The following is a 19,231-nucleotide window of genomic DNA, read 5'->3' on the forward strand; positions in this document are numbered from 1 at the left end:
TTAAAGCCTTAGCTCGCATTTTACAAGAAAATTTCCGATGTTCGCTTCCGATCTTAATTTTGGCTTCTGATGAGCGAAATTTCCGATGTTGTAAATTCGAAAAACGTAGCGATTTCATTAATATGGCTTTATCTTGTGTTCAAAATTTCCGATGTTCGCTTCCGATCTTTGACTGGCTCGAAATACAGCGCTCGTAGGCCGTTTCTGGAAAGATCAAGACCTGCGAGATAGATGTCGCCTTGCAGCGTGGAGGCGAGCACGCTGCCGATGTCGATAGAATTCAACCTCGCATAACCGATCAGTGTCTTCATCTCACTTGTGGAGGCTGCGGCCGTCATCGCGCGGAACCGTTCGACGATTTCGGTCACCTCTTTCACGAGGTACTTGGGGCCTCCCACTCCGTTGATCGGCAGCCCTGTGAACTCTCGGATGAAACCGGCTTTTGCTACCGGTCGGAACTGATGCCTTGGGATGCCGGTGATCTCGACGGTCTGTGGCAGTGTGATCAGATCGTCGATAATCGCCCTCAACGTCTGAAACGTGGCCGGATCAATGGACAGGGCGTCGCCGTTCCACTTCGCATCGGGCAGCAGGCCAAGCTTGCGGATGAACTTGCTCAGAGCCTTGGGTGGGACCCTCAGCTATTGAAGCTGCTCCGGGTGGTCGTGATGCTCAAAAGTTAAGGTCTATACATGACCGCCTGAGGCAAGCGACCTGCCATTTAGTTGGCTTTTGTCGCTAGCAGCAACATACGGGCGCTCCCCTTACGGGTTGAGCGCCCGTAGTGTTTTACACCTTACGTTCAGCTCGCCTTATGGAGGGTGAGATGCCTTGGCCTCTTGTAGCCAATCGTAGGTCTTGGCGTATCGACCCGTCGCTGGATCTTCGATCCGCCCTACCGGATCCCGTGCTCGCTTGCAGGGATCATTTGCCGGTGCCCAAAAAAGACCGGGAACGAAATCGTCCCCGGTCTTCGAAAGTTGGCAAAGAAGGCCTGGACCTAGGAGAGCGCCCGCTTCATCATCTCGAAGAAACCATTGTTCGACGCCTTCTCGACAACGCGGGCGTTGACCTTGAACTCCGGCCAACGATTACCGAGAACCGGCGGATGAACGGCGGAGAATCCCCGGGTGATTTCGCCCGCGGTCTCGATCCGGACAACCGCGTCGCGCGCAATCTCGATCAGATCGGGATTGATCGCCATGGCGCAGGTCAGGGAGTCGGGATGCGTGCTGATGGGGCGACCATACCGCGCCTCTGCGGTCTGGCGAGGTGTGGCCGAAACCTTGCGGTAGAATTCCGAAAGCGGCGTCTTCATGCCGAAGATTTCATCGAGCTGGTCCGCTTCGAACAGGCTGGAGCGCATGGTGAGCGTCCAGGTCGAGAGCGTGATGTTGAAGCCCGCCTCGAAGACGATCTTCGCCGCTTCCGGGTCAATGAAGAAGTTGTATTCCGCGCAGGGCGTGATGTTGCCCACCGAGTTGTCGGTGCCGCCCATGATCCAGAGATGGCGAACCGCCTTGGCGATACGCGGTTCCTTCATCACCGCCAGCGCGATGTTGGTCAGCGGCGCCTGGGCGAGGATGTCGATCTCGCCGGGCTCCGCCATCACCTTCTCGATGATCGCATCGACGGCATGCATCGTCTCGGGCCGCTGGCGGGCGATCGGAAGGTTGGCGCCGCTCATCCCGTCGTTACCGTGCATGGTGGATGCTTCCCACGGCTTGACCATCGGCCGGCGCGCACCGCAGTAAACCGGAACCTTTCCGGAGAAGCCGGCGGCCTCGATGGTCGCCAGCGCGTTTTCCACCTGCTGGTCGAAGGGCACGTTGCCGACGCAGACGGTGACCGCCTCTAGCGTCGACCCCGGCGTCTTCATCGCCAGCAGCAGCGAATAGGTATCATCCCCTGCAGTATCGGTATCGATAATCAGCCGCATCAGTAGAACTCGAATCCCATGGTGCGGGCATGATAGTAGAGCCCCCCATCCTGCACGATCAAAAACTCGGCGCGGGTGTTGCCATCATTGTGGTGGCTGTGCTTGGCGGCTGCGGGTGTCACCAGCGTTGCCCAGGGCGACCAGTCGCATTTCTCTTCGGCAACCAGGGAGTAAGCGGGATCGCCGGCAACGACCAGCGTGATGGCGGCAGAATTGTGCTTGTGCGGCGGCTGCGCGCTCTTCGGCTTCAGCGTGTTCAGCGAGAGCGTCATGGTCGGCGTTATGTTGCGGGCGGCTTCGGTCTTCTCGGCCGAGAAGATCAGTGCGTGACCGGATGTCGAGGCATTGGCGTTCGAGCTGTAGACCACATCGAGCTGATGTGTGATTTCATCGGCCGGATAATGCACGAACTGCACCGCGGCTTCCTTGCCAGTCACCGGCGCGGAGGTGTCGAACTTCAGCTGCGGATCGTTGCCGACAGCCCATAAGACGCAATCATCCTTGGCGGTGATCTCCGACGTGACGCCACCCGGCAGAAGAAAGACATCGCCCCTGCCGAGCGTCGCCTTCTCGTCACCGACGACGAGGCTGGAGCTGCCCTTGATGACGTACCAGATCGACGCCGTATTCACGAGCGTCGTATCCAGCGTTTCACCGGCCTTGACCACGCAATAGCGCGCCAGCATCAGCGGCGTCGTTGCGGCAAAACCGCATTCCATCTTCTGGGACTGGTCGCAGTTGATGAAGCCGGTCTTCTCCATCTTCATCGCTTCAGCCGGCTCGTCCATGAAGATGTGCCCAGGCACCGCCGGAAGCTTTATATTGAAGGCATTGCCGGAATTGAAATAGCGGCTGCGCGCCTCCGCCGCGTTGGCAGGCTCACGCGGCAGTTGGACCGGCATTTCGGCCATGTCGTTGGCTGTGCTCATCATGCATCTCCTTGGTTGAACGAAACACCCGCTTCCTCCAGAAGCAGGTCGAGAAGAACGGACGCCCCGGCTGCGACATGATCCGGTTCGGACCATTCGTCCGGGTGGTGGCTGATGCCGCCCCGGCAGGGAATGAATATCATGGCGGACCGTGTCAGCGGCGCCATCTGCCGCGCATCGTGTCCGGCTGCGGAAAGAACGTCCAAGCGCGACAAACCACGCCGGTCCGCCGAAACCCGGATCGCCTGCTTCAGCCCTTCGTCGAAATCGTTCGAAGGCGCATCGACGAGGCGACGGATCTCGACCCGGCAGGCGCCGGCTTCTTCGCGTGCGATTTCCTCGAGGCGGGCGCCGCACGCTTCAAGAACCGTATTGTCGGGATGGCGCAGATCGATGCGGAAGATGACCTTGGCCGGGACGACTGACGGCGCATTAGGCTCGACCACGACACGGCCGATGGTGAACTTGATTACATCCTCGTCAGCCATCGCATCATGCATCCGCGTCGCCATGCGCGCGAACGCCTGCACCGTATCCTGCCGGCGGCTCATCGGTTCGGTGCCGGCATGCGCCTCGCGGCCGGTGATCGTGATGTCGTAGGTTTTCTTGCCCTGGATGCCGGACACGACGCCGATGACGGCGCCTTGCGTTTCCAGCACATCGGCCTGCTCGATATGCGGCTCGATATAGGCGTGAATGGGAAAGCCGAGCGCGCGACGGGGCAGCGCGGGGAACGCTGCACGTAGCTCGCCAAGGGCATCGCCGACGCTGACGCCATCGGCATCGCGCACCGCCATCACGTCCTCAGTTGTGCGCAGGCCGGCGAAGAGTTCGGAGCCCATCATGCCGGGAGCGAAGCGACTTCCCTCTTCATTCATCCAGCCGACGACCGTGATGGAACGCTCCGGTGTCAGGCCTGCTTCCGATATCGCGGTCACGGCCTCCAAGGCCGCGAGCACGCCGAAGGCCCCGTCAAAAAGACCGCCTGTCGGCTGGCTGTCGATGTGACTGCCGGCGACGACAGGCGCCAGTTGGGGAAGTAATCCTTCGAGCGTGAGAAACAGATTGCCCGCCGGATCGGTCGAAGGCTCGAGGCCAGCCTCGGCACCCCAAGCAATGATCCGCCGCCAAGCCAGTATCTCCTCACCCGACAGTGCCTGCCGGTTGACGCCGCCGCCGGGCAGCGCGCCATCCTCGCCAAGCGCCATCAAGCGGGTCCAGAGCCGATCGGGAGAGATTGCGGGCCGCGCCATGTCTTTTATTCCGTCCGCATCACCTGACCAGGATCGGCACGCGGATCGCGCACCTTCCAGGCGTCCTGCTCGACCTGGGCGATGAAATCGGACACGAGGGAATTGAACAGCGTCGGCTCTTCGAGGTTCAGCGTGTGGCCAGTTTTCGGGAAGATGGCGAGACCTGCGGCCGGGAGCATCTTCTTCAAGTAAATCGAAGGCTGCAGGCAATGGTCATCCTCGTCGCCGGTCATGACCAGCGTTGGCACCATCATCGTCTTCAACTGATCGTCGAGATCCCAGAAGGAGGGACGGCGGCACTGGACACCGCGCATGGTGTTGGCGGCGCCGATAGCCGAGTGATGCGACAGGCGCTCGGCAAAGGCCGCCCAGCCGCGCGGGTCCTTGTTCTGAAACTGCACCCGGCTGGCGCCGAGCGAATAGATCTTTGAGAACCCGGCAGGATCCTTCTCGAAATTATCGGCAACCTTCAGAGAGGTATTGCGGAAGTAATCAGCCGTCTCCCGCTCGGTGCCGTAGCCGGCACCGGCAACCGTCAGCGACAGCGCGCGCCCCGGCGTGCGAAGGCCGAAATGCAGGGTGGCGAAGCCGCCCATCGACAGGCCGACGATATGGGCCTTCTCGATGCCGAGCGCATCGAGGACGGCAACTGCATCGTCGGCGGCGTTGGCCTGCGAATACATCTCCATATCCGCAGGAATATCGGATGGCGCATAGCCGCGGGCCGCATAGGTGATGCAGCGGTGACGACGCGCAAAGAAGCTCATCTGCGGTTCCCAGGCATCGTAGCTACCGCCGAACTCGTGGATGAACAGGATCGGCGTTCCGCCCTCTCCTGCCGTCTCATAGTAAAGCTTTGTTCCATCCTTGGCGGTCGCGTACATCTGAAAGCCTCTTGCCTCGTATCGTCGATGGATATGCCGGCCCTAGAAAAGGGCCGGTACGTCGTTAAGCGTGCGCGCGGTCTCGATATAGCGCGGCAGGCCCTCGCAGAAACGCTCGGCCCAAGCCGACGGGACCGAGGTCGAAACCTTGATGAAGCGATCGCCAAAAGCAGCCGTGTGATAGCGACCCTGGCGGATCATTACACCCTTACGGCGGGCAGCCTCGACGATGGCCTCGGGAGAAACGCCGGTAGAGGCGGTTTCGAGAACCAGGAAATTGCCGTGCGAGACCGGGATCGGAACCGAAAGGCCGGTGGCTTTCGCCGCTTCGATGATCATCGCCTTGTTGGCGCTGTCGATGCGGCGCACATCCTTCATCCACTCATTCTTCACCGAGAGCCCGGCCATCGCAGCGCGCTGGGCCACGACCGATGCGCCAAGCACCGAGGTGGAGGCGGCCGAGAACTCGTCGACGAGCTTCGGCTCCGCGACGAGAGCGCCGATACGCATGCCTGCGAGACCGAGCCACTTGGAGAACGACAGCGAAACCACCGTGCCCTCGGGCGCGACCTGCAACACCGGCGTATGGCCGTCGGCGAAATCGCGATAGGTGCAATCGTGGATCAGAAGTGCGCCAACCGAGCGCGCGATTTCTGCAAAGGCTTCGATCTCTTCGCGCTCATAGCGGATGCCGAGCGGATTGTTCGGATCGACGATGTAGATGATAGCGCAACGCTCATCGACGTTGGCACGCAGCGCGTCCGGCGTCAGCTTGTAGTTGACCGAGGCGTCGTAGATCGGAATCTGCACCACTTCGGCGCCGGCCTGTTCGGCGAACATGCAGGGCCACTTCCAGGTCGGGTCGGTGGTGACAAGCGTGGTGCCCGGCTTTGCGCGCGCCTTGCAGATCATGGCAAGCGCATTGACGCCGCCTTCGGTGACAAGCGCTTCGGCCGAGGTTCCGGCGACGCCGAGGTCGGCAACGATCGCGCTGCGCAGCGCCTCAAAGCCCATCGGTGGGGCATAGGCATTGAACTCGCCGGCTTCGACCGAGCGGATCATGGCTTCCGCGACCGCCGGATGGGCGGGCACGTGGTTGGTGTTTTGCCCCATCCACGCCAGGTCAGGCGTGGAGAACAGATCGTCGAAGTAGCGGTTGCGGGTGCGTGCGTCGGCCATGGATCAGATCACCGAGCCGCGCGCTGCAATGCCGCCGTCGATCGTGACGACAGTGCCGCTGATATAAGCGGCTTTGGGCGATGCCAGGAAGACGCACAGATCGGCGACTTCCTCGGCGGTTGCCGGACGCTTGCCCGGATACTTGTCGTAAAGTTCTTCCCAGCGGCTTTCGTCGCCGAGCATGTCGATGGCCTTGCGTTTCATGATCTTGAACATGCGCGGGGTATCGACCGGGCCCGGATTGACGCCGACGACGCGGATGCCTTCGTCCATGCTGCGGCCGCCGAGCGCCTTGGTGAAGCTCATCAGAGCGGCATTGCCGGTGGAGCCGGCGAAGTAGGCAGCGTCCCAGTTTTCACCGGAATTGCCGATGACGTTGATGATGACGCCACCCTTGCCCTCACCTTGGCCCTTGCGGCGCTTCCAGAATTCGCGTGCCAGCGTGATGTAGCCGAACACCTTGAGATCGAAGCCGCGGCGGATCGATTCGTCGGTAACGTCCTCGATCGAACCGGCCGGGATATCGCCGGCGTTGTTCATCAGGATGTCGTAGTCGCCGCAGGCCCTGTCGAGCGCAACCATGGCCTCGGTCGTGCCGAGATCGGCTTCATGCACGGTAACGTTTACCGGATACTGCGCCAGTTCGGCCTTCAGCTCCGCCATCGCCGCGCCGTTACGCGCAGCGAGGTGAAGGTGACATCCTTCAGCGGCCAGCACCTTCGCGATGGCATGACCGATGCCCTGCGAGGCTCCAGTGATCAGCGCCGTCTTTCCAGCAAGATTAAGTTCCACCTGCATCTCCTGTGTGAATACATATTTCGCTTTCTTGCATACGCCGATTTATCATCATGTCCATAGGTGCATTGCTAAAATATCGAAATTTTTTGCTCACTATCAGCGACTTGGGGAATTTATTCGCAACCTTTGCAAATCGAAAAGGCACGAAGTCCATTTTATCGGCAATATCGCATTTATTTAAGAAAACGTATTTTGTGTATACGAATATCTATTGCGCGAATACTGAAATGACATAATGTCACATTCACGCCTTCGGGCACGAACGACACCTGAAACAGACGGCTGGAATATCCTCATGGCAGATGTGTCCCTCAAGAATGTGGGGAAGACTTACGAAAACGCCTCGGCGAACACGATCGAGAACCTGAACCTGGACATTCGCAGCGGTGAGTTCGTGGTGCTTGTCGGCCCGTCGGGCTGCGGCAAGTCGACGACACTGCGGATGCTGGCGGGCCTTGAGGAACTGACGGACGGCGAAATCTGGATCGGCGACCGGCGTGTTGACGAACTGGAGCCGCGCGATCGCAACATCGCCATGGTCTTCCAGAACTACGCGCTCTATCCGCACATGACAGTGGCGCAGAACATGAGCTTCGGCTTGAAGCTTTCGGGCATGGATAAGGCAGAGATTCGCCGCCGTGTCGAGGAGGCAGCAAAGGTCCTGGATATCTCAGCCCTGCTGGAGCGGCGGCCCAAGCAGCTCTCAGGCGGCCAGCGCCAGCGCGTCGCCATGGGTCGCGCGATGGTTCGCGATCCCGCAGTCTTCCTCTTCGACGAGCCGCTCTCCAACCTAGATGCGAAGCTGCGCGGCCAGATGCGTGCGGAAATCCGCCGCCTGCACAAGCGGCTGAAGGCGACCACCGTTTACGTTACCCACGACCAGGTCGAGGCCATGACGCTGGCGGACCGCGTGGTGGTGTTGAACAAGGGCCTGATCGAGCAGCAGGGAACGCCGCAGGAACTCTACGAACGTCCGGCAACCCGCTTCGTCGCCGGCTTCATCGGCAGCCCGACCATGAATTTCCTGCCGGCCGACGTCGTTATGGAAGGCGAGACGCCGACGCTGAAGTTCGCGGGCGCCACGCTGGCCGCTCCCGCCGACAAGCTCGAAGCCTTGGCGGCCTTCGCCGGCCGCCGTGTCGAGATCGGTCTGCGCCCTGAACATTTCCTGGCCGACGGCGCAACCGAAATCTCGGCACCGGTCGACATGGCCGAACTGCTCGGCCCGACGACGCTCGTTCATTTCACGCTGGAAGGCGTCTCCTGTTCCGCCATGCTGCCACCGGAGCTCGCCGCCGCCGAGGGGCAGGCGCAGTCGCTGCGCATCGCCCGTGATCGCATGTCCCTCTTCGACCCGAATACCGGCCGCGCCATCTGACGCGGCCACCGCCTGCATGACGACATAAAACCAAGGAGAACAGCTGATGAATGCCCGCATACTCTTTCTCGCCGGCCTGCTTGGCGCCACCGCGCTTGGCGGCACCGGCGCATTTGCCCAGGACAGCGCTGCCTGTACCGGCGAGACCGTGACGCTGCGCATTCTGCGCACGCCGGGAAACTACCCCTATCCAGCGCCGATGGAGGCCTGGCAGAAGGAAAATCCCTGCGTCAAGTTCGAGATCAACGAAGTTCCCTTCGCCCAGCTTGCTGACACGATCTCCGTTCAGGCCGCGAGCTCCAATCCGCCTGACGTGCTGGTTTACGACGGTCCGAACACCCAGTCCTACGCCGCCTCCGGCATCCTGCTGCCCATCACCAAGTACCTGCCGAAGGGCTGGGACGAGGATATCCTGCCCGCGACCAAGGCCGAGCACAGCTACGAGGGCGAAGTCTATTCGCCCGGCATCGAGCAGACCACCGTCGCCATGTACTACAACAAGAAGCTCGTTGAAGCCACCGGCATCAAGCCGCCGCAGACGCTCGACAAGGCCTGGACCTGGCCGGAAGCACTGGCTGCTTTCAAGGCCTGCCAAAAGGGCCCGGCCGGCGCACCGAGCGTTTGGGGTCTCGGCCCGACCCGCTTCGGCAACGGCCAGCCCGGCCTCGTCTATCAGGACCTGATTTACCAGCGTTCAGCCGGCGACCCGAAGGCCGATCCGGAGAGCTCCGCCTACAAGACCTTTTGGGCGCTCTCCAAGGACGGCAAGTCGGTCGAGGGATACCTGAACACGCCGGAAGCGATCGAAGCGCTGAAGTTTTACCAGTCGCTGTTCAATTCCGAAGGTGTCGCGCCAAAGGTCGGCATTCCGAACGCCTTCTTCGATGGCAAGGCCTGCTTCTACATCGATACGCCGGCAGCCGGCAGCGCGCTGATCAAGGATCCGAAGATCGAGTGGGGCATCACCCCGATCCCGTACTTCAAGACCCCGATCGCTCATACCGGCTCGACCACGATCGGCGCCACGGCGCGTTCCAAGCATCCCGATATCGCCGCAAAGTTCGTGGTCGACATGTCCACGGGTGAATACGCCTACATGAACGTCAGCCAGCGCGGCAACCTGCCGACGCTGAAGAGCCTGTTTCCACGTTTCGAGACCTACAACTCCTATCCGATGAAGGTCTTCGTCGACCAGCTGCAGGAGTGGGGCCAGCCGCGTCCTCCGGGTCCGAAGTTCGCCCAGTACGACAAGCTCGTTACCGATGCTCTGCGTGCCGTGGCCTTCGGCGGTAATCCAGCCGACCTGATGGCGGACGCCGAGAAGAAAGTACAGCGAGTTCTCGATCGCTAAGCATTGGACGCAAGAATGTCGGTCTCAAATACCCTATCCACGGCTTCGGCCAAACCAAAGACGCGAAAGCCCGCCACGAAGCGGCAGAAGCGCGATTGGCTGTTTGCGGCCGGCTTCCTTGCGCCGTTCATGATCCTGTTGCTGGTCTTCCAGTACGTGCCGTTGCTCGTCATGGCCCGCAACAGCGTCTATGATTACTCCCTGCTCAACCCGGCAGCAGCCAAGTTCGTCGGGTTGCGCAACTTCACCGACATGATCGACTATGACGATGCCGCCGTCTCCTTCGGCGTCACCTTTCTCTTCGCGCTTGGCGTCGTCGTCTTCGTCATCCCGGTGGCCTTCTCGCTGGCATTGTTTCTCAATTCGAAGCTCCCGGCGCGCGGCCTTGTCCGCACCATGATCATGCTGCCGGTCGTGACCTCGTCGGTGGTTGTCGCCACCATGTGGTCTTTCCTGCTCGACCCATCGAACGGCCTGATCAACGGCGTGCTGAACATCGTCGGCATCGGCAACCAGCCCTTCCTGACGTCGACGAGCCAGGCGCTTCCGGCCCTGATCGCCATGACGCTCTGGCAGCAGGTCGGCTTCGGCGCCATCCTCTTCCTCGCCGGCCTGCAAGGCCTGCCGGTAGAACTGACCGAGGCCGCCCGTATCGACGGCGCCACGCGCCGCCAGGTTCTCTGGAACGTGACGATCCCGCTCCTCTCCCGGACGACGCTCTTCGTCGTCGTGATCATGACGGTGTTTTCACTTCAGGCCTTCGCGCCGGCCTTCCTGATGACCCAGGGCGGACCGCAGGACAGCACCAACCTGATCGTCTACCACATCTACAACAGCGCCTTCATCATGCAGCAGGCCGGCTATGCCTCGGCACTATCCGTTGCGCTTCTGCTCGTGGTGCTTGCCATCTCCATGGCGCAGATGGCCCTGCTGCGCTCTCGCTGGAATTACTGACATGAAGAAGCAACATCTCCGGCGCGGCGCCATGGTCGCCCTCGTCATCGTCGTCATCCTGTGCTGCTTCCTGGCCCCCTATGCCTGGATCGTCTCGTCGTCCTTCAAGAACCAGCTGACGCTGTTTAACGATGTCACGCCGCTCTCCTGGCGCGCCTTCCTGCCCGTCGAGGGAACGTTCGAAAACTATCGCACGCTGTTCGAGCGCACCAACGTTCTGACCGCGCTGATGAACACCGCCATCGTCGCCGGCGGGCAGGTGGCTCTGACGCTCCTGCTCTGCTCGATGGCAGCCTATTCGCTGACGCGCATCCGCTTTCCCGGCGCGAAGATCGTTTTCGTGCTGATCCTCCTCACTTTCCTGCTACCGATCGAGGCGATGATGGTGCCCCTCTATCAGGTGGTTTCCGGCCTCGGCCTCTCCAACACGCTGCTCGGCGTCATGATCCCCTGGATCGCCAGCCCGTTCGGTCTGTTCCTGCTGAAGCAGGCGTTCGAGGAACTGCCGGTCGAACTCGAGGACGCCGCGCGGATCGACGGCGCCGGTCATGTGCGCATCTTCTTTTCGATCGTGCTGCCGAATGTGAAGGTGCCGATGCTGACGCTTGGCCTCATCACCTTCCTGTTTTCGTGGAACAGCTTCCTGTGGCCACTCGTCATCATCCAGGATCCGGCAATCCAGGTCATCCAGGTGGCGATTGCCCAGCAGGGCTCGCCGACACAGTTGCCGAACTGGGGCGAAACCTTTGCCGGCGCGACTGTCGCTACCGTTCCGCTCATCCTGCTCTTCCTGCTGTTACAGAAGTATTTCACGCAGGGCATGACCACCAGCGGGATCAAGGGCTAGGCCATGAACGCACCGGCCCGCGGCCTTGCCCAGCTTTCGACACTGGACGCCCCGATGGGCGGACAGATCGGCTATCGCGTCTTCGGAAGCGAAGGCGATTGGCTCGTGCTAATCCACGGCTGGTGCGGCAATGCCGAGCATTGGAACGCGATCGCGCCCGAACTGGCGCGAGACCACCGCGTGCTGGCGGTCTCGCATCCCGGTTTCGGTGGCACGCTCCCGCCACCGCCAGCCGGCCAGACGATCCGCGCGATGGGCGCTGCAGTCGCACATCTCCTGGCTCATCTTAGCATCGAAGGAGCGACGTTGATCGGTCACTCGATGGGCGGCCCGATCATGACCGAGGTGGCGATCATCGCACCGGACCGCGTGAGGGTCTTGATCGGCCTCGATACGCTGACGGACCGCGACTATTACGGTCGTGTTCCCGACGACGAGCTCGTCAGACGCCACGAGGAGTTCGCCGCCGACTACGATGGCCGCATGCGCGCCATGATCGACATCATTGTGCATCCCTCCACCGACGAGGCGATGCGCCAGTCGATCACCGACAGCATGATCGCCTCGGCTCCCGCCGCCTTCGCGCTTGACGTCAAGGACGACCTCTTCGCCTGGGACGCTGAAGAGCGCTGGCCGCTGGTCGCCTGTCCCGCCGTGATGCTCAATTCGGCCTGGGTCGCGCGACTGGCGGATCCGGCGCCAATGGACTGTTTCAGCGGCACCGCTGTCGTCGAATACGACTCTGGTCACTTTCCGATGATCGAAGCTCCCGTGATGATTGTGGAAAAGCTCCGAACTTGCCTTGCTACATTCGTATACCCACTCACCACCCATTGAATGCAGAGCGAAAAGAAAAGTATAAATGCCGCCAGCAAAATACAAATTGGCCATTCGCAGTTCCGCGAGAGGAGTGACCGCATTGGATCAGGATGACACGCGTCTGCCCGAGGCGGCAAACGGGATGCGCGCTCCGACCCGCGCCGGCGAGCTGCGTGAGCAGCTCGAGCAGATGATCCTTGACGGCAGGCTCGAACCCGGCGAGCGGCTGGACGAGATGGAGCTCGCGCGCCGCTTCGGCCTCTCACGCACGCCGGTGCGCGAAGCAATCAAGGCGCTGCTGGCGATAGGGCTCGTCGAGACGCGCGGCCGGCAGGGCACCCATGTTGCCCTGCTCTCCATTCCGGCGCTGATCGAGATGTTCGACGTGATGTCGGCTCTTGAAGGTCTCTGCGCCCGGCTCGCCGCCCGCCGCGCGACACCGGCCGAGCGCGCCGGTATGCGCAAGGTGCACGAGGAACTGGTCGAAGCCTACAATTCCGGTGACCCTGTCGCCTTCTACAAGGTGAACCAGAAGTTCCACGACCAGCTTTACGAGGCGGCCCACACGCATTTCATCGCCGACCAGGCGATCCAGCTTCGCCGCCGCATCGGTGCCTACCGCATGCGCGCCACCTACCAGCCGGGCCGCATGCTGAGCACGCTGACCGAGCACGTCCGCATCATGGACGCGATCGATGCCGGTGATCCGGAAGGGGCGCGCAAGGCGGCCAGCGATCACGTCCAGCTGCTCGGCGATCAGCTGACCGATTTCATTTCGTCGCTGCCCGCACATATGAGCCGCGCTCAGTAACACGATCGAGCTTCGTGCTCGCAAGGAGACCGCGCGGCAATCGTCGCGCGGGAGGAGGAAACATATGCCCGCATCAGAACGCCCCGTGATCCTCAACCAGCTTGGCCCGGAACTCGGCAAGACGCTCAAGGAGCATCCTTCCCGACCAGTGGTGATCCAGAGTTCCTTTCCGGACGAGCCATGGAAGATCGTGCCCGAGGCCGACATTCTTGTGACGGGAGGCTTTGCTAACTGGAAACAGGCGCCGCGCGACTGGCGGTTTCCAGAGCGGCTGAAATGGGTGCAATCGCAGACGACGGGCATCGAGATCTATCCACCGACCCTCCTGCGGGATCGGGTCATGACCTGCGGGCGCGGACTGAACGCACTGCCGATCGCCGAGTTCGTATTCGCGGCGATACTGCGCAGCGAAAAGCGGCTGGAAGAGACGCGCGCCCGCAGCGAGGCGGACTGGCGCCGGCACGACATCGGCCGCCTGTACGGCAAGACGCTCGGCCTCATCGGCTATGGAAGCCTCGGCCAGGCGATCGCCCGCCGAGCGCTTGCCTTCGACATGAATGTCATGGTCAACCGCCGCACCGCCTGGGAGGGTGAGCGCGGCATCGCAGCGGCCGGGATAGACGAGATCTTCGCAACCGCCGACCACCTCGTCATCGCCGCGCCGCTGACAGTGGAGACGGAAGGCTTGATCGGTGCCGACCTCTTCCGCGCCGCCAAGCCGGGCTTGCATCTCGTCAACATATCCCGCGGCAGCCTCATCGATCAGGACGCACTGGTAGCGGCAATCGTTGCGGGAGATATCGGCAGCGCGACGCTCGACGTGACGACGCCGGAGCCGCTGCCGGACGGTCACCCGCTCTACACCGCGCCCAACGTCTTCATAAGCCCGCACATTTCATGGGCGGGCGGTGATCAGGATCGGGCTTTCCAGGACCGGTTATTGAGGAACCTCGACGCCTATCTGAATGGCGAAGAGCTCGAGGCGCTGGTCGATCCCGCGCGCGGCTACTGACCGGGATCGACGTCACATTGAAACCTCGCCCCGAAGCGTCGGACGTCTGCGGTGGAACGACGTCCTCATCTGGTAGGCTCCGCCGGCCCGGCACAGTAAAGCCTCGGCGAAGGGGCGACCGACGAACTGGAAGCCGACGGGAATTCCCTTGGTGCTCTCACCGCAAGGCATGGTGATCGTCGGGTAACCGCAGACGTCGAAAGGCGCCGTGAACGGCCCGATGGCAAGGATCGCGGCGGGGTCTTCGCCGAGCGATGACATGAACTCCAAAGAGGGGCCGGCAATCGGCAATCCGGGCACCATGAGCAGGTCGATATCGGTGAACATGCGCGCGATCCGGCCGTTGAATTCGCGGCGATCCTCCAGCGCTACCGCCATATCGCGCGCCGTGTAGGCACGGCCGCGCTCCAAAAGAGCGGACAGTCGCTTGCCATACTCCGCCTTGCGCGCCGGGTAGGTCGCTTCATGCGCCATCGCGCATTCGACCGCGCACTGCACGGCCCAGCCGCGCAGCACCAGATCGGGATCGGGAAAGCTGACATCCTTGAAGCGGGCGCCAAGCCCGCGCATCACCTCGACCGCCGCCTCGATCGACGCCACCACCTCGTCCGTCGCGCGTGACGCAATGAAGGCCCGATCGATGCCGATCGTCAGGCCGTTGGCATCGGCGGACAGAGCAGCGGCGAGATAGTCATCGACGGGAACCTGCGCGGCGGTCGGATCCGCCGCGTCCGGCCCGGCGATGGCGCCGAGAAGAGCCGACGCATCGGCCACGCTGCGGGCCATCGGCCCGACGTGATCGAGAGAGTTCGCAAGGGGAAAGACGCCGTGGCGGCTCACGCGCCCCCATGTCGGCTTGATGCCAACGACACCGCAGCAGGACGACGGTAGGCGAATGGAGCCGCCCGTGTCGGTGCCGAGTGTGCCATAGGCAAGGCCCGACGTGACCGCCACGCCCGAACCCGATGACGACGTTCCGGTCCAGTGCGCGGCGCCAAAAGGATTGATAGGCGGTATCATCGACGGATGGTGATCGGCATAGACGCCTTCAGTCAAAGTCAGCTTGCCAAGCATCACGGCACCCGCTGCCCGCAGACGCGCCGTCGCAGTCGAGTCCTCGCCTATCTCCTGACCGGCGAAGACAGGACTGCCAAAACCCGTCGGAATGTCGGCGGTGGCGAAGGCATCCTTAACGGCTAGCGGAATTCCATGCAGTGGTCCGCGCCAGTTCCCAGCCTTGATCTCGGCATCCGCGTTGCGCGCTGCGGCGAGAGCCACGTCCCGCGCAACGGCGGCATAGGAGTGTAGTGCTCCGTCATGCGTAGAGATCCGCTCGAGCATGAGTTCTGTCAACGCAACCGAGGAAACCGCCCCCCTGCGCATGACCTCTCCAAGCTGGGTAAATTCGGCAGACCACAGGGGCTCGTTACTCATCAGTCATCCCTTTTTGCATGTTCGATACGGCATAGGCGCACTCAATTCAGCCTAAAAAATCACACTTGTCAAAATTGAATACATATTAGGCAAATATTGCATTTTATAATCAGCGAGGACTGGATTATGCACCGCCCATCCGCATGAACAGTCCGTTTTCAGGCAAAAATGCCGAGTCTTGAATTGGCATGTATATTGCAATCATTTTTCTGCATACACAAAATGGGGAACTACATCATGAAGCGCAATTTCAAGCATAGTGTTTTCTCACTTGCATTTCTTGCCGCCGCAATCGGTGGCTCGGTCTCGACCCATGCCGCGGAGGCCATTTCCATTCGGCTGAAATGGGTCGCCCAGGCGCAGTTCACCGGCGTCTACGTCGCTAAGGCCAAGGGCTTCTACAAAGACGCCGGTCTCGACGCGACGATCAGCCCCGGCGGCCCGAACATTAACGTCGAAACACTGGTTGCCTCAGGCGCGGACACATTCGGTATCGCCAGTGGCACTGAAGGCGTTCTCTATGCCCGCGAAAAGGGCCTGCCGCTGATCTGCATCGGCATGTCGCAACAGATGACACCATTCGCCTATGTTACCTACGACAGTTCGGGCATCAACTCGGTCAAGGATTTCAAGGGCAAGTCGGTCGCAACCTGGATGACCGGGCCGCAGTTCACGCTCTACTCCGTGCTCGCGCATGAAGGTTTGTCGCAGAGCGACGTCAATGTCGTCTCACAGCCCTTCTCTATGCAGCCCTTCATCGACAAGCAGTACGAGGTCGCGACCGTGACGCTCTACAACGAGCTGAATACGCTGAAGGAACAAGGCATCAACAACATTAAAACCTTCCTACCCGACGATTCCGGCGTGACGACGCAGCAGGATTCGATCGTCACTTCGGAAAAGATGATCAAGGAGAAGCCAGAAGTCGTTCAGGCCTTTCTCGACGCGACGCTCAAGGGATGGAAGTACGCCTTCGAAAACAAGGCCGAAGCCACGGATATCATAATGGCGGCAGGTTCCGGTCTCGAGCGCAAGCACCAGGAGCTGATGCTCGATGAAATCGAAAAGCTGATGCGCGCCAAGCTCGGCGGCAGCCAGGGCCTGGGCGCCATCGACATGACATCGATCAAAGCCGTTCACGACAGTCTGATCGAATACAAGGCACTGAAGAAGCCGGTCGATCTGGAAGCCGCCTTCGATCAGACCTTCTGGGGCAAGACGCCAGCATCCGCGAAATCGATGTAATCGAACCAATCGGAAGCGGATCCTGTTTGGGTCCGCTCCCGTCTCGAACGTCAAATACGCGTGGCGTGGAGAACCGCTCGCTCACGCTGCCGCGCGGCTTGGGGCGGTTTGGCCTATATCTCAGGAGTTTTCATGAGGCGACGTCTTTTCCTTGAGCACCCAGCGGCCGGCATCGTGCTTGCGGTTTTCGCTTGGCTGGTGCTCGTGCCATGTTTTGACGTGCCACCGCGCTATCTTCCGGCGCTCGGGCGCGTGATCGCTGACGCCGCGTCCGTCAGCTCCGAACTTTGGAACAGTTTCCTGCACACTCTGGTCGAGACCGTGCTCGGCTTCGTCGCTGGCGTGGCGATGGGGGCCGGTTTCGGCGTCCTTTTCTCCAGTAGCCGGTTCCTCGAGCGCTCGGTATTGCCACTCTTCGTTGCGCTGCAAAGCGTTCCCGTGATCGCTTTCGGCGCCATTGTCGTCATCTGGTTCGGCAATGGCATTCTCGCCAAAGTCGCTATAGCACTTTACCTCACCTTCTTTCCTGTTTCGGTTGCCACTCTGCGCGGCTTGCAGATGGTCGACGAAAAGCGCGTCGCGCTGTTTTTGAGTTTCGGCGCATCGAGGGCCCAGATCTTCTGGCGCCTCGCCTTGCCTACTGCGATGCCCTCGGTCGTCACCGGTCTGAAGCTCGGCGTGTCGCTCAGCCTGATCGGAGCCATCGTGGGCGAGTGGTTCGGCGATAATGTTGGACTTGGCGTGATGTTGTTGCAGGCACTCTATTTTGAACAGGTAGAGCGGGTCTGGGCCTTGATCGTCATCTGCGGTCTGCTTGGGGCGCTGCTTTATGGTCTTCTAGCTCTCCTTGAAAGGAAGTACGTCTGGTGGCGAATCGTCTGAAAACCGTGGCCACCGAGGCTGTTCCTGTCCTTTTCGCCATCGCAATGCTTCTCATCGTCTGGGAGGTTGCTGCGTCCTTCGGCAACATACCGCAATATGTCTTGCCCGCACCAAGCGCCATAGCGTCAGCCACCATGACGTCGCTACCACACATTGCCGACGGCCTTTGGCTGACCACGCTCGAGGCCATTTCCGGCTTCATACTTGGGTCGGCGCTCGGTTTGCTGTTTGCCTGTTTGTTTCTTCTCATGCCGACGCTGCGCATCCTGCTACTTCCTCTGATTATCGCCTTGAACACGGTTCCGTCGATCGCCTTCGTGCCACTCGCGCTGTTGTGGTTCGGCATGGGTGCCGCCTCGAAGGTCGCAATTGCAGCTCTCGCCGTTAGTTTCGCGGTGTTGTTGTCGGCACTGGAAGGTTTCTCGCGCACTGAAAACGGACATCTTAATCTTCTGCGCAGCTTTGGCGCTGGTCCGTTTGCGCTTCTGTGGCGCCTGCAGCTTCCGGCTGCCATGCCGTCCATCGCAACTGGCTTGCGCATTGGTCTTGCACGCAGCACTATCGCGGTAATCGTCGCCGAGATGCTCGGCGCTTACAAGGGTATAGGTCAGATCGTCTATCGCGCCACCGCAGAGATGGACTCGCAGACGGTCTGGTCGGCCATTCTTGTATCGTCCTTGACGAGCCTTTCGCTCTACGGCCTTTTGGTCGCAGCGGACAGGCGCCTGGTTTGGTGGCGGTGAGATGACCCAATCGTCATATGCGAGGAGACGTCTTCTGCTTGGCGGTTTGTAGAGCCGCAAGAACGGATCTCTCCGAGCGCGCAAGATACGCGTCCAATTTATCCGATGCCGCTTCGATGTCCCCGGCCTCTAGCAATACAAGAAGCTCACAATTCAGGGCGATGTAGGGATCGTGCAGATGGGCGGTATCCTCGAACTGAGCGAACACCAAGCGGAGCTCCGCCAGAACAAGCTCAAAAGATGCGCTTAGCCGCGGGCTATCGCATAGCTCGACCATCGAACGATGAAACTCCATATTGATCGTGCCGACGCTTCTCCAGTCGCCAGCCTCACGCGACGCCTCGGTGTGCGTCAGGAGTTCCCTCATGCGCGCCAATGCCGGGTGTGTGCGCACAGCGGCGCGAACGGCGCCTTTCTGGATGACATGCCTCACCCTGTAGATGTCCACGACGGAAGCCTCGCCCGGAGTGGCAACGAAGACCCCGCGGTTGGGTATGTGAACCAAAAGGTTCTGGCTGGTCAGCAGCCGGAATATTTCGCGCAGTGTGTTGCGCGAGATCCCGAACTGGCCGGCGATCTGCTGTTCGGAAAGCTTGGCGCCCGGCGCCAGTTCGCCTGAGATAAGCATCTCGCGGATCTTTCCCGCAATCTGCGCCGTGAGCGGTGCGTCGTCCATTTCAGCAATCGCCGCAGACATTCTCAATGCCCTTTCCCTGCAAATCCGAGACACCATATCGACCTGAGCGCATGCGAGCCGGGCCTACCACCACTCC

19 protein-coding genes are annotated in these 19,231 nt (G+C 61.1%); 10 read left to right on the plus strand and 9 right to left on the minus strand.

The window, feature by feature from the left end; translation table 11 throughout:
- Window positions 1-128 precede the first annotated feature (128 nt).
- From QTL96_RS22995 to QTL96_RS23025, 7 genes are all read right to left on the minus strand, one after another.
- A complete protein-coding gene (locus QTL96_RS22995) occupies window positions 129-530 on the minus strand; it encodes a hypothetical protein (RefSeq protein WP_289729341.1) in 402 nt (133 codons plus the stop codon).
- 470 nt (window positions 531-1,000) lie between these two features.
- Window positions 1,001-1,939, minus strand: a complete 939-nt coding sequence (locus QTL96_RS23000; protein ID WP_112819835.1) for a nucleoside hydrolase — start codon at window positions 1,937-1,939, stop codon at window positions 1,001-1,003.
- Window positions 1,939-2,868: a cupin domain-containing protein gene (locus QTL96_RS23005; protein WP_289729342.1), complete on the minus strand. Its 930-nt coding sequence runs from the start codon at window positions 2,866-2,868 to the stop codon at window positions 1,939-1,941. Before QTL96_RS23005 ends, QTL96_RS23000 begins: the two co-directional genes overlap by 1 nt.
- Window positions 2,868-4,121: a hydantoinase/carbamoylase family amidase gene (locus QTL96_RS23010; protein WP_289729343.1), complete on the minus strand. Its 1,254-nt coding sequence runs from the start codon at window positions 4,119-4,121 to the stop codon at window positions 2,868-2,870. Before QTL96_RS23010 ends, QTL96_RS23005 begins: the two co-directional genes overlap by 1 nt.
- 5 nt (window positions 4,122-4,126) lie before the next feature.
- On the minus strand, window positions 4,127-5,005 hold the full coding sequence (locus QTL96_RS23015) for an alpha/beta hydrolase (RefSeq protein WP_289729344.1): 879 nt from the start codon (window positions 5,003-5,005) through the stop codon (window positions 4,127-4,129).
- Between the two features lie 42 nt (window positions 5,006-5,047).
- The gene (locus tag QTL96_RS23020) at window positions 5,048-6,184 is read right to left on the minus strand and encodes a pyridoxal phosphate-dependent aminotransferase (RefSeq protein WP_289729345.1); all 1,137 of its coding nucleotides are present in this window, start codon (window positions 6,182-6,184) and stop codon (window positions 5,048-5,050) included.
- A 3-nt stretch (window positions 6,185-6,187) separates the two neighbouring features.
- A complete protein-coding gene (locus tag QTL96_RS23025; RefSeq protein WP_112820047.1) occupies window positions 6,188-6,976 on the minus strand; it encodes an SDR family oxidoreductase in 789 nt (262 codons plus the stop codon).
- A 301-nt stretch (window positions 6,977-7,277) separates the two neighbouring features.
- Between QTL96_RS23025 and ugpC the strand changes: the two genes are divergently transcribed.
- The 7 genes from ugpC (at window position 7,278) to QTL96_RS23060 (ending at window position 14,154) form a co-directional block, all read left to right on the plus strand.
- Window positions 7,278-8,360 carry a sn-glycerol-3-phosphate ABC transporter ATP-binding protein UgpC gene (ugpC, locus tag QTL96_RS23030; protein ID WP_289729346.1) on the plus strand — a complete coding sequence of 361 codons (1,083 nt, stop codon included), beginning with the start codon at window positions 7,278-7,280 and terminating at the stop codon, window positions 8,358-8,360.
- A 46-nt stretch (window positions 8,361-8,406) separates the two neighbouring features.
- On the plus strand, window positions 8,407-9,711 hold the full coding sequence (locus QTL96_RS23035) for an extracellular solute-binding protein (protein WP_289729347.1): 1,305 nt from the start codon (window positions 8,407-8,409) through the stop codon (window positions 9,709-9,711).
- A gap of 15 nt (window positions 9,712-9,726) precedes the next feature.
- Window positions 9,727-10,665 (plus strand): sugar ABC transporter permease, encoded by a 939-nt coding sequence (locus QTL96_RS23040; RefSeq protein ID WP_051961529.1) that lies wholly within the window; start codon window positions 9,727-9,729, stop codon window positions 10,663-10,665.
- Between the two features lies 1 nt (window position 10,666).
- The gene (locus QTL96_RS23045; protein ID WP_052213787.1) at window positions 10,667-11,512 is read left to right on the plus strand and encodes a carbohydrate ABC transporter permease; all 846 of its coding nucleotides are present in this window, start codon (window positions 10,667-10,669) and stop codon (window positions 11,510-11,512) included.
- A 3-nt stretch (window positions 11,513-11,515) separates the two neighbouring features.
- A complete protein-coding gene (locus QTL96_RS23050) occupies window positions 11,516-12,349 on the plus strand; it encodes an alpha/beta hydrolase (protein WP_289729348.1) in 834 nt (277 codons plus the stop codon).
- Window positions 12,350-12,431: 82 nt separating this feature from the next.
- Window positions 12,432-13,142, plus strand: coding sequence for a GntR family transcriptional regulator (locus QTL96_RS23055; protein WP_289729349.1), 711 nt, complete (start codon window positions 12,432-12,434; stop codon window positions 13,140-13,142).
- 64 nt (window positions 13,143-13,206) lie between these two features.
- Window positions 13,207-14,154, plus strand: a complete 948-nt coding sequence (locus QTL96_RS23060) for an NAD(P)-dependent oxidoreductase (RefSeq protein WP_289729350.1) — start codon at window positions 13,207-13,209, stop codon at window positions 14,152-14,154.
- 12 nt (window positions 14,155-14,166) lie between these two features.
- On the opposite strand, the gene QTL96_RS23065 is transcribed toward QTL96_RS23060, so the two are convergent.
- On the minus strand, window positions 14,167-15,588 hold the full coding sequence (locus QTL96_RS23065; RefSeq protein ID WP_289729351.1) for an amidase: 1,422 nt from the start codon (window positions 15,586-15,588) through the stop codon (window positions 14,167-14,169).
- Between the two features lie 237 nt (window positions 15,589-15,825).
- Between QTL96_RS23065 and QTL96_RS23070 the strand changes: the two genes are divergently transcribed.
- The 3 genes from QTL96_RS23070 (at window position 15,826) to QTL96_RS23080 (ending at window position 18,458) form a co-directional block, all read left to right on the plus strand.
- Window positions 15,826-16,833, plus strand: coding sequence for an ABC transporter substrate-binding protein (locus QTL96_RS23070; RefSeq protein WP_289729352.1), 1,008 nt, complete (start codon window positions 15,826-15,828; stop codon window positions 16,831-16,833).
- A gap of 132 nt (window positions 16,834-16,965) precedes the next feature.
- Complete coding sequence (locus QTL96_RS23075) at window positions 16,966-17,715, plus strand: ABC transporter permease (protein WP_289729353.1); 750 nt, start codon at window positions 16,966-16,968, stop codon at window positions 17,713-17,715.
- Complete coding sequence (locus QTL96_RS23080; protein WP_210297259.1) at window positions 17,700-18,458, plus strand: ABC transporter permease subunit; 759 nt, start codon at window positions 17,700-17,702, stop codon at window positions 18,456-18,458. Before QTL96_RS23075 ends, QTL96_RS23080 begins: the two co-directional genes overlap by 16 nt.
- 13 nt (window positions 18,459-18,471) lie before the next feature.
- Here QTL96_RS23080 and QTL96_RS23085 read toward each other — a convergent pair whose 3' ends face one another.
- Window positions 18,472-19,155: a GntR family transcriptional regulator gene (locus QTL96_RS23085; protein WP_289729354.1), complete on the minus strand. Its 684-nt coding sequence runs from the start codon at window positions 19,153-19,155 to the stop codon at window positions 18,472-18,474.
- Window positions 19,156-19,231: the final 76 nt, after the last annotated feature.

It is taken from the genome of Rhizobium sp. S163 (assembly GCF_030380805.1).
Classification (GTDB): domain Bacteria; phylum Pseudomonadota; class Alphaproteobacteria; order Rhizobiales; family Rhizobiaceae; genus Rhizobium.

Coding starts and splice junctions, on each gene's coding strand:
- QTL96_RS23015 (WP_289729344.1), bottom strand. CDS start 5,005: ATGTACGCGACCGCCAAGGATGGAACAAAGCTTTACTATGAGACGGCA.
- QTL96_RS23005 (WP_289729342.1), bottom strand. CDS start 2,868: ATGAGCACAGCCAACGACATGGCCGAAATGCCGGTCCAACTGCCGCGT.
- QTL96_RS23045 (WP_052213787.1), top strand. CDS start 10,667: ATGAAGAAGCAACATCTCCGGCGCGGCGCCATGGTCGCCCTCGTCATC.
- QTL96_RS23075 (WP_289729353.1), top strand. CDS start 16,966: ATGAGGCGACGTCTTTTCCTTGAGCACCCAGCGGCCGGCATCGTGCTT.
- QTL96_RS23020 (WP_289729345.1), bottom strand. CDS start 6,184: ATGGCCGACGCACGCACCCGCAACCGCTACTTCGACGATCTGTTCTCC.
- QTL96_RS23040 (WP_051961529.1), top strand. CDS start 9,727: ATGTCGGTCTCAAATACCCTATCCACGGCTTCGGCCAAACCAAAGACG.
- QTL96_RS23070 (WP_289729352.1), top strand. CDS start 15,826: ATGAAGCGCAATTTCAAGCATAGTGTTTTCTCACTTGCATTTCTTGCC.
- ugpC (WP_289729346.1), top strand. CDS start 7,278: ATGGCAGATGTGTCCCTCAAGAATGTGGGGAAGACTTACGAAAACGCC.
- QTL96_RS23065 (WP_289729351.1), bottom strand. CDS start 15,588: ATGAGTAACGAGCCCCTGTGGTCTGCCGAATTTACCCAGCTTGGAGAG.
- QTL96_RS23010 (WP_289729343.1), bottom strand. CDS start 4,121: ATGGCGCGGCCCGCAATCTCTCCCGATCGGCTCTGGACCCGCTTGATG.
- QTL96_RS23060 (WP_289729350.1), top strand. CDS start 13,207: ATGCCCGCATCAGAACGCCCCGTGATCCTCAACCAGCTTGGCCCGGAA.
- QTL96_RS23085 (WP_289729354.1), bottom strand. CDS start 19,155: ATGTCTGCGGCGATTGCTGAAATGGACGACGCACCGCTCACGGCGCAG.
- QTL96_RS23050 (WP_289729348.1), top strand. CDS start 11,516: ATGAACGCACCGGCCCGCGGCCTTGCCCAGCTTTCGACACTGGACGCC.
- QTL96_RS23035 (WP_289729347.1), top strand. CDS start 8,407: ATGAATGCCCGCATACTCTTTCTCGCCGGCCTGCTTGGCGCCACCGCG.
- QTL96_RS23000 (WP_112819835.1), bottom strand. CDS start 1,939: ATGCGGCTGATTATCGATACCGATACTGCAGGGGATGATACCTATTCG.